Origin of the sequence: Xanthomonas maliensis, assembly GCF_009192945.1 — a bacterium.
Taxonomy (GTDB): Bacteria; Pseudomonadota; Gammaproteobacteria; order Xanthomonadales; family Xanthomonadaceae; genus Xanthomonas; species Xanthomonas maliensis.
This window is the reverse complement of the sequence record NZ_NSET01000029.1, coordinates 1-12,513: the sequence shown is the minus strand read 5'-3', so window position 1 is coordinate 12,513 and position 12,513 is coordinate 1. Positions and strand designations below refer to the sequence as shown.

At 67.1% G+C, this 12,513-nt stretch carries 13 protein-coding genes; 7 read left to right on the top strand and 6 right to left on the bottom strand.

The features are described from left to right. The 3 genes from CKY51_RS09745 to CKY51_RS09735 form a co-directional block, all read right to left on the bottom strand. On the bottom strand, positions 1–321 hold a 321-nt coding region (locus CKY51_RS09745), incomplete at its 3' end, for a TPM domain-containing protein (protein ID WP_211904885.1). Between the two features lie 178 nt (positions 322–499). Further along, positions 500–1,114 carry a LemA family protein gene (locus CKY51_RS09740; protein WP_152249161.1) on the bottom strand — a complete coding sequence of 205 codons (615 nt, stop codon included), beginning with the start codon at positions 1,112–1,114 and terminating at the stop codon, positions 500–502. Positions 1,115–1,181: 67 nt separating this feature from the next. Further along, entirely contained in the window at positions 1,182–1,562 is a 381-nt protein-coding gene (locus tag CKY51_RS09735; protein ID WP_022970826.1) for a diacylglycerol kinase, read from the bottom strand. Between the two features lie 180 nt (positions 1,563–1,742). Here CKY51_RS09735 and CKY51_RS09730 point away from each other — a divergent pair, with 180 nt between their 5' ends. Next, positions 1,743–2,447, top strand: a complete 705-nt coding sequence (locus CKY51_RS09730) for an SGNH/GDSL hydrolase family protein (protein ID WP_022970827.1) — start codon at positions 1,743–1,745, stop codon at positions 2,445–2,447. A gap of 95 nt (positions 2,448–2,542) precedes the next feature. Here CKY51_RS09730 and CKY51_RS09725 read toward each other — a convergent pair whose 3' ends face one another. The 3 genes from CKY51_RS09725 to CKY51_RS09715 form a co-directional block, all read right to left on the bottom strand. Then, the gene (locus tag CKY51_RS09725; protein WP_022970828.1) at positions 2,543–3,814 is read right to left on the bottom strand and encodes a sensor histidine kinase; all 1,272 of its coding nucleotides are present in this window, start codon (positions 3,812–3,814) and stop codon (positions 2,543–2,545) included. Between the two features lie 149 nt (positions 3,815–3,963). Further along, positions 3,964–4,677: a response regulator transcription factor gene (locus CKY51_RS09720; protein ID WP_022970829.1), complete on the bottom strand. Its 714-nt coding sequence runs from the start codon at positions 4,675–4,677 to the stop codon at positions 3,964–3,966. An 85-nt stretch (positions 4,678–4,762) separates the two neighbouring features. Next, positions 4,763–5,431, bottom strand: coding sequence for an arylesterase (locus tag CKY51_RS09715; protein ID WP_031338423.1), 669 nt, complete (start codon positions 5,429–5,431; stop codon positions 4,763–4,765). Positions 5,432–5,534: 103 nt separating this feature from the next. On the opposite strand from CKY51_RS09715, the gene CKY51_RS09710 reads away from it, so the two are divergent. The 6 genes from CKY51_RS09710 to CKY51_RS09685 all read left to right on the top strand — a co-directional run bounded on the left by CKY51_RS09710 (position 5,535) and on the right by CKY51_RS09685 (position 12,501). Continuing rightward, positions 5,535–6,140 (top strand): ABC transporter ATP-binding protein, encoded by a 606-nt coding sequence (locus tag CKY51_RS09710; protein ID WP_272944096.1) that lies wholly within the window; start codon positions 5,535–5,537, stop codon positions 6,138–6,140. Next, a complete protein-coding gene (locus CKY51_RS09705) occupies positions 6,137–8,620 on the top strand; it encodes an ABC transporter permease (RefSeq protein ID WP_022970831.1) in 2,484 nt (827 codons plus the stop codon). The genes CKY51_RS09710 and CKY51_RS09705 overlap by 4 nt, the downstream gene beginning before the upstream one ends. 176 nt (positions 8,621–8,796) lie before the next feature. Beyond that, positions 8,797–9,699, top strand: coding sequence for a TauD/TfdA dioxygenase family protein (locus CKY51_RS09700; RefSeq protein ID WP_022970832.1), 903 nt, complete (start codon positions 8,797–8,799; stop codon positions 9,697–9,699). A 37-nt stretch (positions 9,700–9,736) separates the two neighbouring features. Beyond that, positions 9,737–10,780 carry an ABC transporter substrate-binding protein gene (locus CKY51_RS09695; protein ID WP_152249159.1) on the top strand — a complete coding sequence of 348 codons (1,044 nt, stop codon included), beginning with the start codon at positions 9,737–9,739 and terminating at the stop codon, positions 10,778–10,780. A gap of 3 nt (positions 10,781–10,783) precedes the next feature. Then, positions 10,784–11,623, top strand: coding sequence for an ABC transporter ATP-binding protein (locus CKY51_RS09690; protein ID WP_152249158.1), 840 nt, complete (start codon positions 10,784–10,786; stop codon positions 11,621–11,623). Continuing rightward, the gene (locus tag CKY51_RS09685) at positions 11,620–12,501 is read left to right on the top strand and encodes an ABC transporter permease (protein WP_022970847.1); all 882 of its coding nucleotides are present in this window, start codon (positions 11,620–11,622) and stop codon (positions 12,499–12,501) included. Before CKY51_RS09690 ends, CKY51_RS09685 begins: the two co-directional genes overlap by 4 nt. Positions 12,502–12,513: the final 12 nt, after the last annotated feature.

Below are 12,513 nucleotides of genomic sequence, written 5' to 3'. Positions count from 1 at the left end.
CGGGTGCGCATCCAGCCCGTAGCCGGGCTGGATGCGCACCCGGCGGTCGTCCTTGGCCACCAACACCAGTACGCCATCGTCGATGCCTTTGCGCCCCAGCCTCCACTGATCGAACACCCGCTGGGTGTATTGCTCGATGGTCTCCGGCTGCGTACTCGGCACGATCAGCACCTGCAGTTGCGCGCCTTTGCGCTGCTGCAGCGCCAGCGCCTGCCGTTCCAGTCCGGCAACCTGTTGCGCATCCAGGGTGCCGGTGGTGTCCACCACCGGGGAGCGCAGCGACGGGATCGGCGCCAAGGTCTGCGCGCCCGCAGTGGCCATGCACAGCCACAGGCACAGGCACAGCAGCCACCACGACCCGTGCAAGTACCGCCGACGCCTGCCCGATCGCCGATCGCCGGCCTTGGCCGAACCAGATCGGAGAGTGCGCGCCGTGGAGGTACTTCGCGCTGCTGGCAAGCGGCCCCGGCGACGCTCTACGCGCGTCACGCCCTTCACCCTACTGTGCCGGCTGCGGCTGTTGCGGCGGCGGGGTACCGAAGTCCACCTGCGGTGCGCGCGAAATCTGCGCCTCGTTCTCGACGCTGAAATTAGGCTTGGGCTGATAGCCGAAGATCTTGGCGGTCATCACCTGCGGAAACGAGCGGATGTAGGTGTTGTAGTCCTGCACCGTCTGGATATAGCGGCCGCGCGCCACGGTGATGCGGTTCTCGGTGCCTTCCAACTGCACCTGCAGATCGCGGAAGGACTGATCGGACTTGAGCTGCGGATAGTTCTCGCTGACCACCAGCAGACGCGACAACGCGCTCCCCAATTCCCCTTGGGCCTGCTGGAACTGTTTCAGCGATGCCTCATCGTCGGCATTGACCTGGATCTGCCCGACACGCGCGCGCGCGTTGGTCACCTCGGTCAGTACCTGGCGTTCCTGCTGCGCATAGCCCTGCACGGTCCGCACCAGGTTCGGAATCAGGTCGGCGCGGCGTTGGTATTGGTTGAGCACTTCCGACCAGCCGGCCTTGACGCCTTCTTCCTTTTGCTGGATGGCGTTGTAGCCGCAGCCGGACAGGGACAGAACCAGTAACACCATCAACAGGCTGCGCAGCACTCGGGACATACGGGCGTTTCCTTCGACCGGAGAGCTGCAGCATGCCATGGGCCAGATCAAGCCCGCATGCACGCCCTCAGAGCAACCGCGGCACCAGGATCAATCCCCAGCACAACAGCACATTGAGCAACAGCACGAAGACCGCGGCCGACCCCATGTCCTTGGCGCGCCCGGCCAGCACGTGGTGCTCCGGACCGTAGCGTTCGATCACGGCTTCGATCGCCGAGTTGAGCAATTCAGCGGCCAGCACGATCAGCAACGGCGCAATCAGCGCGATGCGCTCCAGTGCCGACTGGCCCAGCCACAACGCCAACGGCAGCATCACCGCCGCCAGGCAGACTTCCAGCCGGAACGAGGATTCGTGCAGCCAGGCAGCGCGCAAGCCCTGCCACGACCAGATGGCCGCCTTGATCATGCGCCGCGGACCGCGCGGCAGGTGTCCCAGTTGATCGGCCATGGGTCAACGCCGAGGGCGGCGCGCGGGTGGGAACGAACCAGACAACTTCATGACCGACCAAAGCTGGGGAAAGTGCGAATCTTGCACGCTCGCGCTGTACGCCGCCAGCCATCGGCCGATTTGCCCCCACCGGCGCGCTGCCGCACCATGCGCGTTCGCCCCACCGCTATAGGACTTCGCATGACCCGACTGCCGCTGCGCGCCTTGCTGTGCGCGCTCGCCCTGACAGCCAGCGCCCATCACGCCTTGGCCGCCAACGCGTCCGTGCCGCAGGTGCCGGCCCAGGTGTCCAACGCTGCCTGGGAAGACGATATGCGCCGTTTTGCCGACAGCGACGCACACCAGCCGCCGCCCAAACACGGCATCGTGTTCGTCGGCAGTTCGTCGATCCGCTTCTGGGAGACGCTGGCGCAGGATTTCCCCGGCAAGCCGGTGATCAACCGCGGCTTCGGCGGCTCGGAAGTGCGCGACAGCACTTGGTACGCGGACCGCATCGTCATTCCTTATGCGCCGCGTCAGGTGGTGTTGTATGCCGGCGACAACGACCTCAACAGCGGCCGGTCGCCGACCCAGGTGCGCGACGACGTGCTCGCCTTTGTGGCACGCGTGCGGCGCGCTCTGCCCGATGCCCGCATCAGCTACATCTCGATCAAGCCCAGCCCGTCGCGCGCGGCGCTGCTGCCGTCCATCGCCACCGCCAACCGCCTGATCAAACAGGCCCTGGCCAAGGTCCCGCACACCGACTATGTGGACGTCTATACGCCCATGCTCGATGCCAGCGGCCATCCCCGGCCGGAGCTGTTCCGCCCGGACATGCTGCACATGACGGCCGATGGCTACGCCATTTGGCGCAAGACGCTGACCCCGGTCCTGGACGGCAACTGAGCTGACCGCTGTACGTGGGCGGGTGGCGTGTCGCCCGCTGGCCGCGCTCTCCCAAGCGGCCCCGCCCGCTGCGAGCGTTCGCCGCCGCCCTCGGTTCAGGCCACGACCACCGCCACCGACGTTCCCACGCCGGCCTCGCTGTGCAACTCGATGCGCCAGCCGAAGCGATCGCAGAGGCGACGCACGATGGACAGCCCCAGACCGGTTCCCTGCGGGCGATTCGGATCGGCGCGGAAGAACGGCTCGAAGGCACGTGCGCGGGTTTCCTCGCTCATGCCGATCCCGGTATCGCGTACGACGATGCGGTCGTGCGCCAGCTCTACTGTGACCTGCCCGCTGTCGGTGTAGGCGCAGGCGTTGCGCAACAGATTGCTCAGCACGACACGCAAAACCCGCGGCGGCGCGAACATCGGCAAGCTGCGCTCCCCCACCAGATGCAGGGTCACCGGCTTGTCACCGAGCAGCTCGCGCGCATTGTCGAGCTCTTCGCTTGCCAATTCGAACGCGTCGAAACTCTCGCTCTGCGGGTCGATCTCCGCTTCGCGCGCCAGGATCAGGAAGGCATCGATCACCGCCTCCATGTCGCGGCCGGCGCGTTGGATGCGGCGCAGGCTGCGTTCCACCCGCGGCGGCACCGCCTCGTCGGCCAGCGCCATGTCGCTGGCGACCCGGATCACCGTCAACGGAGTGCGCAGTTCATGGCTGGCGTCGCGCGTGAAATTGCGCTCGCGGGCGATGTGCTCGCTGACCCGCTGGCCGAGCGCATGCAGCGCCTCGGCCAGTTGTCGCGTTTCGCCTTGCAGTTCGACCGGCAGTCGTTCCGGTGAAAGCTCCTCTACCTGCGGCTGGCGCGGATCCCACTGCGCCACCCGCTGCGCCAGCCAACTGACCGGCGAGACCAGGCGCTTGGACAAGCGGTAGGTAAACCAAGAGACGCTGTAGATGGCCAGCAAGACCAGGATGGCTGGCACCACGCCGAACCACAGCGTCAAATGGGCAGCGCGCGAGCGCGGAAACACCAGATAGAGACGTCCTTCGGGCCGTTGGTCGACGTAGACCAACGCATCGGCAGCCGGCACTTCGCTGAAGCCCGGCGACAGTTGCCGCAAGGCGACGGGAACCCCGCCGGAATCACGGCCGGCCGGGGCGAAGTAGCCATAGACATTGCGGGTGTCGGGTGGGCGATGGTCGGGCGTTGTGTGTGCCATCTGCCAGAAATGCACTGCCTCGTCGGCGAGCACCGTGCGTACCAGGCTGTACTTGATCACCAGCGAGATCAGGTAACCGCCAAGCACGATCGCCAGGCTCGCCAATACGACCTGCAGCAGGAAGGCAATGCGGATTTTGCGCGGGAGCCCGTGCGGCATTACAGCGTCCAGAGAAGAGCGCCAAAGTATAGGCAACGCTTCCGTGAGTCCGTCGTGCAACCGGTCGGCAGCACGCGGCGATGAGCGGCGCCTCGGCGCCTGCCAAGCGAAGCGACCGGCCGCCAGCAGGCGGCCGGTCGTCGCACGCATCAGGTCATCGGCTGGGCGATGTCGGCGATGCGGTAGCCCGCGCTCTGCACGGTATGCAGCAGCGGGCGATCGAACGGCTTGTCGATGATCTTGCGCAGGTTGTACAGATGGCTGCGCAAGGTGTCCGAATCGGGCAACCCATTGCCCCAGATCTCGCGCTCGATCTCCTGGCGGGTGACCACGCGCGGCGATTCGCGCATCAGGATGGTCAGCAGGCGCAGGCCGATCGGCGACAGCTGCAGCTCGGTGCCGGCACGGGTGGCGCGCATGCTCACCGGATCCAGCACCAGGTCGGCCACCTTCAGCACCTCAGAGCCCACCTGACGGCGTTCGCGGCGGATCAACGCACGCAGACGCGCTTCCAGCTCCTGGATGGCGAACGGCTTGGTCAGGTAATCGTCGGCACCGAAGCCCAGACCGGTGAGCTTGTCGTCCAGCGTGTCGCGCGCAGTGAGCATCAGCACCGGGGTGGACTTGCGGGCGTCGTTGCGCAGGCGGCGGCACACTTCGATGCCGTCCAAGCGCGGCAGCATCAGGTCGAGCACGACGACGTCGTAGCTGTTTTCGGCGGCCAGGCGATACCCGTCCAGACCATCCACGGCATAGTCGACCTCGAAACCGCGGCCTTCCAGATATTCGCCGATCATTTCGGAGATGTTGCGATTGTCTTCGACGACCAGCACGAGGCCGGACGTTTCCTTGGTCTGACGCATGGACTTTCCTCGGTCTTCAGCTTTGTGAAACATGCCGGATGCAGGGTGCAAGGGGCGTGAAGACCCGCAAACCACCCTCAAGGATTCAGCGATCGAGCAGCGGCCGCAGCGCCGGCCAAACGGTCTCAAGCACCTGCGGTTGCGCCTGGGCGGTGGGATGCAGACCGTCGGCCTGCATCAGGCCGGGTTGCAGCGCCACCTTCTCCAGGAAGAACGGCACCAGTCCCGTCTGGTATTGGCGAGACAGATCGGCATAGGTGGCACGCAGGCGCTGCCGGTATGCCGGGCCGTAGTTCGGTGGCACATCGATGCCCAGCAACAGCACCTTCGCACCGGCCTGACGGCTGAGCTGGATCATCTTTTCCAGATTGCCCTTCAACTGGGCCGGCGTGAGTCCGCGCAGTGCATCGTTGCCGCCCAGCTCGATGACGACCACGCCGGGTCGGTGTTTGGCCAGCAGACCGGGCAGCCGGGTCAAGGCGCCGGAGGTGGTCTCGCCACTGATGCTGGCATTGACGACCGGCGGTGGCGTCGCCATCTCCTTGTGCAGCCGCTGATCCAGCAGCGTCACCCAACCGGACTGCACCGGGATGTTGTGGGCCGCGCTCAGACTGTCGCCGACGACCAGGATCGGGGCTCCGCCGCCCCCACCTTTGGCAGAGGCAAAGGCCGGCCCGATCAGGGAGAGTGTCAGCAGCCACAGGAGCAGTGCGCCATACCGCAGTGTTCTTCCACGCATTCGGAGATTCCTCATCGACAGTCTTGCCCCCCGCCCCGCCACTCGCCCTGCCATCGATGTCCGCGACGTCGGCAAGTCCGTCAGCGGACCGGAAGGAACGCTCCACATCCTCGACAACATCGGCTTGACGGTCAGTGAAGGCGATAGTGTCGCCATCGTCGGCGCCTCCGGCTCCGGCAAGACCACCTTGCTCGGCCTTTTGGCCGGATTGGACCTGCCCAGCCGCGGCAGCATCCAGTTGGCCGGCCAGGAACTTGGCCAGCTCGACGAGGAAGCGCGCGCCGCGCTGCGCGCGCGCGAAGTCGGTTTCGTGTTCCAGAGTTTCCACCTGCTGCCGGCGCTGACCGCCGAGGAAAACATCGCCCTGCCGTTGGAATTGGCCGGTCGCGAGGATCCGGCGCGGGTCCGCGAAGTGCTGGCAGCGGTGGGCTTGAGCGCACGCGCGCGGCATTACCCGCGGCAGCTGTCCGGTGGCGAGCAGCAGCGGGTGGCGCTGGCACGCGCGTTCGTGGCACGGCCGCGGATCCTGTTCGCCGATGAGCCCACCGGCAGCCTGGACCAGGCCACCGGCGCGCAGATCAGCGACCTGCTGTTCGCGCTCAATGCGAGCAGCGACACCACGCTGGTGCTGGTGACGCACGACATGGCGCTGGCGCGTCGTTGCCGCCATGTCTACCGCATCGACGGCGGGCGCCTGCACGCCCAGACCGGCCAGGGCGCATGAACGTCCTGCGACAGGCCGCGCGGGCCGTTCGCCGCGAGTTCCTGGCCGGCGATCTGCTGACCGTCTTCGCGGCACTGGTGCTGGGCGTGGCGGTGATGACGGCCGTCGGCACCCTGGTCGACCGGGTGACCCTGGCGTTGACCTCCAGCGCCGCCGAAGTGCTGGGCGGCGACCTGGGCGTGACCGGACGGCAGGACATCCCCGCGGCGTTCGAGCAGGAGGCACGGCGACGCGGGTTGCGCAGCACGCGCCTGGTCAGCTTCCCGAGTGTGCTGTTCCATGGCGAAGCCAGCCAGATGGCCAATATCCGCGGCGTGGGCGCCGGCTATCCGCTGCGCGGACAGTTGCTGGTCTCCAAGGACGAGAACACCGTCGAGGGCCGCCCTGCCAGCGCACCGCCACCGGGTCAGGCTTATGCGGACCCGCGCCTGCTGGACGCGCTGGGGCTGAAGGTCGGTCAACAACTGGAGTTCGGTGCTGGGCAGCTGACCATCGCCGGTGTGCTGCGTGCCGAGCCAGATGCCTCCGGCGAACTCATGCAGCTCTCCCCCCCGTTGCTGGTCAACCGCGCCGACATCGCGTCCGCCGGCCTGCTCGGCCCAGGCAGTCGTGCTTCCTATCGGCTGATGTTCACCGGCTCGCCCACCGCCATCGCCGACCTGCGCGCCTGGCTCAAGCCACGCGCCAGCGAATATCGCCTGGTCGGCATCGAGGACACCCAGCGCGGCATGCGCAGCGCCTTCGATCGGGCGGGGCGTTTCCTGGCGCTGTCGGCATTGCTGGCGGTGCTGTTGTCCGGTGTGGCGACCGCGCTGGCCGCCAATCGCTTCGCCACCCGTCGCATCGACACGGTGGCGGTGTTGCGCTGTCTGGGCGCGCGCCAGCGCGACATCCTGGCAATGCTCGCACTGCAGTTGCTGTTGACCGCGCTCCCCGCATGCGTTGTCGGCATCGGCGCCGGCATGTTGGCGCAGGAGGGACTGGTGCAGGCGCTCGGCAGCCTGATCCCCGAACGCTTGCCGCTGCCACAGGCCAGCCCGGCACTGGCCGGCGCCGGCATCGGCTTGATCCTGCTGCTGGGCTTCGGCCTGCCGCCACTGCTGCGGCTGCGCAATGTTCCGCCGATGCGCGTGCTCAATCGCAGCTTCGCCAGCGTGCCACCCAGCTCACTGCTGATCTATGCCGCCGCGCTGGCGGCGACCCTGGCATTGACCGTCTACGCCACCGGCAACCTGGTGTTGGCCGCGTGGGTGCTGGGCGGATTGGCGGCACTGGCACTGGTGTCGATGGCACTCGGCCTGGGTTCGCTTGCGCTGTTGCGACCACTGCAACATCGCCTGCGCGGCGCCTGGAAATTGGGCTTGGCCGCGTTGACCCGACGGCGCGGTCTGAGCGTGGTGCAGTTGGTCGGACTGTCGCTGTCGTTGTGCGCGCTGTTGCTATTGGCCGTGGTCGGCCCCGGGCTGCTTGCACAATGGCGTGACCGTCTGCCGGCGGACACCCCCAACTACTTCCTGATGAACATCCAGCCCGAGCAGACCCAACCGGTGCTGGACACCTTGCGCGGCCTGGGCGTGCACGATGCGACGGTGGAGCCGTTCTCCACCGGACGACTTGTCGCCATCAACGACAAGCCACCACTGCGCAGCGATCGCGATCCGGGCGACGACGGCGACGGCGACAACCGCCCGGTCAATTTCTCCTGGCGGCATGCGTTTCCGCCAGCGAATACGCTGCTGCAGGGACGCTTCTGGAGCGAGGACAGCACCCAGCCCGAGGCGTCGGTAGAAGAAGGCTGGGCGCAGCGCTACCAGCTCAAACTGGGCGATCGCATCACCCTGTTGTTGGGCGAACAGCAACGCAGCTTCACCGTCACCAGCATCCGCAAGGCCGAGTGGGATTCGTTCCGGGTCAACTTCTTCCTGCTGCTCAACCAGGGTGCCGTGGGCGATGCGCCCTACAACCTGATCTCCAGCTTCCATCTACCGGCCGGGCAAGGCGCACGCCTGGCGTCGCTGAGTCGCGACTATCCGAACATCTCCGTGCTGGACATCGACGCCATCCTGGGTCGCGTGCGCGAGGTGATCGACCAGGTGGCGCAGGCGGTGCAGTTGGTGATGGGCTTTAGCCTGTTGGCCGGCGTGCTGGTGTTGCTGGCCGCCCTGCAGGCCACTGCCGGCGAACGTCGCTACGACAGTGCCGTACTACGCACCCTGGGCGCACGCCGCGGTCAGTTGCGTGGCGCAGTGCTGGTCGAATTCGGCGCGCTCGGCCTGCTGGCGGCGGTGCTGGCGGTGGGGGCCGCGGCGGCCATCGGCGCAGTGGTCGGGCAGCAGGCATTCGAGATCCCGCTCACACCCGACTGGCCACGGTTGCTGTTGGGTGGCGCGCTCGGCCTGGTGCTGAGTCTGTTGGCCGGCTGGTCGGGAACGCGGCGGATCCTGTCCACTCCGCCGGCCTTGGCCCTGCGCGCCCCATAGAACACTCCACGCCGGCGTGGTTGCTGCCGCGCCGGCATGGATGTGGCGATCGATATGCCGGTAACGCATAAGGACCTTGCGAACCGTACGTTCGCAGCACGCGGGGGACTGCCTAGAGTCTGGGGTCCGGTCGCCGCTCGATGGCGATCGTTCCGTCGTCGTCGAGGTCCCGCACCATGGCCAACGCTACTTCCGCCGCACGCGTGCAGCGAGCTTCCGCAGCCGCTGCGACGGTGCGCATCGTCCCGTTCGACGCGCCGCTAGGTGCCGAGGTGCTGGGGCTGGACTTGTCGCAGCCGCTGAGCGCGCGCACCTTCGCGCAGATCCATCGCGCCCACCTCGACCACCATGTGCTGGTGTTCCGCGATCAGCGCATCACCCCGGCCCAGCAGGTCGAGTTCAGTCGTCGCTTTGGTCCGTTGCAGATCCACGTGCTGCGCAACTTTCAGCTGCGCGATCATCCCGAAGTGCTGGTGGTGTCCAACATCAAGGAAAACGGCCAGCCGATCGGGCTGGGCGATGCCGGGCATTACTGGCACTCGGATCTGTCGTACAAGGAAACTCCCAGCCTGGGCTCGCTACTGCATGCGCAGGAGCTGCCGACAGAAGGCGGCGACACCTTGTTCGCCAACCAGCACCTGGCCTGGGAAACGTTGCCCGCGGCGCTCAAGACACGGTTGCAGGACTTGCGCGCCGAGCATAGCTATTTGGCCAAGTACGACGCGTTGCGCGCGCGCAATCCCTGGCGGCCGGAATTGACGCCGGAGCAGCGCGCCGAAGTGGCACCAGTGCAGCACCCGGTCGTGCGTACGCATCCGGAAACAGGACGCAAGGCCTTGTTCGTCAGCGAGCACTTCACCACCCGAATCGTGGGCCTGCCTGCCGACGAAAGCCAGGCACTGCTGCAGACCCTGTTCGCGCACAGTACCCGCCAGGCGCTGGTGTATCGCCACCGCTGGCAGCCACACGACATGGTGTTCTGGGACAACCGCTCGGTGATGCACCTGGCAGCCGGCACCCCCGACCACCTGCGCCGCCGTCTCAACCGCACCACCATCGAAGGCGATGTACCGTTCTGATGCACGCCGCCCCCAGCCTTTTTTTTTGGAGCGTCGCATGCGCCTGACTCTCTTCCCTCATCGCGGCGATCGACGCCTGCGGCGATCGCGCCTGACGCTGTTGGCGATCGCCGCCTTGTCGCTGCTGCATGCCACCTCGGCACAGGCGGAGGGCAAGCTGCGTATTGCCAAGCAATACGGCATCGTCTATCTGCTGCTGGACGTGGCGCAGGAACAACGGCTGATCGAGCAGCAAGGCAAGGCCGCCGGCGTGGACATCGACGTGCAGTTCCTGCAGTTGTCTGGCGGTGCGGCCGCCAACGATGCCTTGCTGACCGGATCGATCGACATCGCTGGTGCCGGCGTGGGCCCGTTGTTCACCATCTGGGACCGGACCCGCGGCCGTCAGAACGTCCGCGGCGTGGCCTCGCTGGGTAATTTCCCGTACTACCTGATCAGCAACACGCCGCGCATCAAGAGCATCGGCGACTTCACCCCCAAGGACCGGATCGCCGTGCCGGCCACCGGCGTGTCGGTGCAATCGCGCTTCCTGCAACATGCCTCGCAACAACGCTGGGGCGACAAAGGTATCCACCAGCTGGATCCGCTGCAGGTGGCGCTGCCGCACCCGGATGCGGCGGCGGCCATCATCCGCGGACGCAGCGAGATCACCGCGCATTTCGCCAGCCCGCCGTTCCAGGAACAGGAATTGGCGCGCAATCCGGCGGCGCACATCGTGACCAGTTCCTACGACATCGAAGGCGGACCGTCCTCGGCCACGGTGCTGTACGCGACCGAGAAGTTCCGTCGTGACAATCCCAAGACCTATCGCGCCTTCATCGCCGCGTTGGCGCAAGCGGCCCGCTTCGCCAGCGCGCATCCGGAGCAGGCCGCCGAGATCTTCCTGCGCCGCAATGGATCGAGCATCGACAAAGCCTTGCTGGTGAAGATCCTGAAGGATCCCAAGGTGCAACTCACCGTGGTGCCGCAGAACACGCTGAAGCTCGGTGTCTTCATGCAGCGCAGCGGTGCGATCACCCAGGCGCCGAGCAAGCTCAGCGATTACTTCTTCGACGACCCGCTGATCGCGGGCGGGAGCTGAGCCATGGCTGCTGCCAAGCCCCTGTTGCAGGTCGACGATGTCAGCCTGGAGTACGCCTCCGCGCAAAGCGTGGTGCGTGCCACCCACAAGGTCCGGTTCGACGTGTATGCGGCCGACCGTTTCGTCTTGCTCGGTCCATCCGGCTGCGGCAAGTCGACCCTGCTCAAGGCGGTGGCGGGCTTCATCGCACCGTCTGCCGGACAGATCCGCCTGGACGGTGCTCCGATCGCCGCGCCGGGCCCGGACCGCGTGGTGGTCTTTCAGGAATTCGATCAGCTGGCGCCCTGGAAGACGGTGCAGGAGAACGTCGCATTCGGCCTGCGTACGGCGCGCGGGCTGAGCCGCGCCGAGGCGCGCGAACGCGCCGACGACAGTCTGGCGCAGGTGGGACTGAGCGCTTTTGCCCAGGCTTACCCGCATACCTTGTCCGGCGGCATGAAACAGCGGGTGGCGATTGCGCGCGCGCTGGCGATGCGTCCGCGCGTGCTGTTGATGGACGAGCCCTTCGCCGCCCTGGATGCGCTGACGCGTGCGCGCATGCAGGAGCAGGTGCTGGAACTGTGGGAGCGCCTGCGCTTCACGCTGCTGTTCGTGACCCACTCCATCGACGAGGCGCTGGTGGTCGGCAATCGCGTGCTGCTGCTATCTCCGCACCCCGGCCAGGTCCGTGCCGAACTCAACGCGCATGCCTTCGATCCGCACAGCACTGGCAGCGTGGCCTTCCAGCAGACCGCCCAACGCATCCATCGCCTGCTGTTCGACCTGCCGGACGCCGGCCTGGACGATGCCAAGGTGGCGCGGCTGCGGCGGCCGCCGGTGCCGGTGCGCGAGGCCCTGCCATGACCGCGCGCCACGCGACGCTGCCGGAGCTGCCGCCGGTACGGGCGGAATACGAAGTCGCCGTCCAGCCGCTGGATCCGGCCCTGCTGCCGGCACGCTCCCGCCTGCGCCGACAGGCGCCGGCGTGGCTGCGCAAGAGTCTGGTGCTGGTCGCGCTGATCACCATCTGGGCCGTCGCCGCGCGGGTGGTGGGCGACGACTTGATGCTGCCCAGCCCGGCGCAGACCGCGCAGGCATTCTACGACGGCCTGCTGTCGGGCGAACTGCTGCGTCGGGTGGGCGCCTCCCTGCATCTGCTGGCACAGGGCTATGTGCTCGGCGTGTTGCTGGCCTTCGCGTTGACCGCGGTGGCGGCGTCCACCCGCTGGGGCCGCGACGTGCTCGCGACCCTGACGGCCATGTTCAATCCGCTGCCGGCCATCGCCCTGCTGCCCTTGGCCCTACTGTGGTTTGGCCTGGGGACCGGCAGCCTGGTGTTCGTGCTGGTGCATGCGGTGCTCTGGCCACTGGCGCTCAGCACTTATGCCGGTTTTCAGGCGGTTCCGGAGACCTTGCGCATGGCCGGGCGCAATGTCGGCCTGCGGGGTCCACGCTATGTCGTGCAGCTGCTGGTGCCGGCCGCGCTGCCCGCCATCCTGTCCGGGCTGAAGATCGGCTGGGCGTTCGCCTGGCGCACTCTGATCGCTGCCGAGCTGGTGTTCGGTGCCACCTCCGGCCAGGGCGGCCTGGGCTGGTACATCTTCCAGAACCGCAACGAGCTCTACACCGACCGGGTGTTCGCCGGCCTGGCGATGGTGATCGCGCTCGGCCTGCTGGTTGAAGGCGTGGTCTTCCAGACGTTGGAGCGGCTGACCGTCCGTCGCTGGGGCATGCAGCGCTAGCTGTGTAAACCC

Bases quoted from the DNA above. Each gene is read 5' to 3' on its own strand.
- CKY51_RS09740 (WP_152249161.1), bottom strand. From the start codon at position 1,114: ATGTCCCGAGTGCTGCGCAGCCTGTTGATGGTGTTACTGGTTCTGTCC.
- CKY51_RS09735 (WP_022970826.1), bottom strand. From the start codon at position 1,562: ATGGCCGATCAACTGGGACACCTGCCGCGCGGTCCGCGGCGCATGATC.
- CKY51_RS09730 (WP_022970827.1), top strand. From the start codon at position 1,743: ATGACCCGACTGCCGCTGCGCGCCTTGCTGTGCGCGCTCGCCCTGACA.
- CKY51_RS09725 (WP_022970828.1), bottom strand. From the start codon at position 3,814: ATGCCGCACGGGCTCCCGCGCAAAATCCGCATTGCCTTCCTGCTGCAG.
- CKY51_RS09720 (WP_022970829.1), bottom strand. From the start codon at position 4,677: ATGCGTCAGACCAAGGAAACGTCCGGCCTCGTGCTGGTCGTCGAAGAC.
- CKY51_RS09715 (WP_031338423.1), bottom strand. From the start codon at position 5,431: ATGAGGAATCTCCGAATGCGTGGAAGAACACTGCGGTATGGCGCACTG.
- CKY51_RS09705 (WP_022970831.1), top strand. From the start codon at position 6,137: ATGAACGTCCTGCGACAGGCCGCGCGGGCCGTTCGCCGCGAGTTCCTG.
- CKY51_RS09700 (WP_022970832.1), top strand. From the start codon at position 8,797: ATGGCCAACGCTACTTCCGCCGCACGCGTGCAGCGAGCTTCCGCAGCC.
- CKY51_RS09695 (WP_152249159.1), top strand. From the start codon at position 9,737: ATGCGCCTGACTCTCTTCCCTCATCGCGGCGATCGACGCCTGCGGCGA.
- CKY51_RS09690 (WP_152249158.1), top strand. From the start codon at position 10,784: ATGGCTGCTGCCAAGCCCCTGTTGCAGGTCGACGATGTCAGCCTGGAG.
- CKY51_RS09685 (WP_022970847.1), top strand. From the start codon at position 11,620: ATGACCGCGCGCCACGCGACGCTGCCGGAGCTGCCGCCGGTACGGGCG.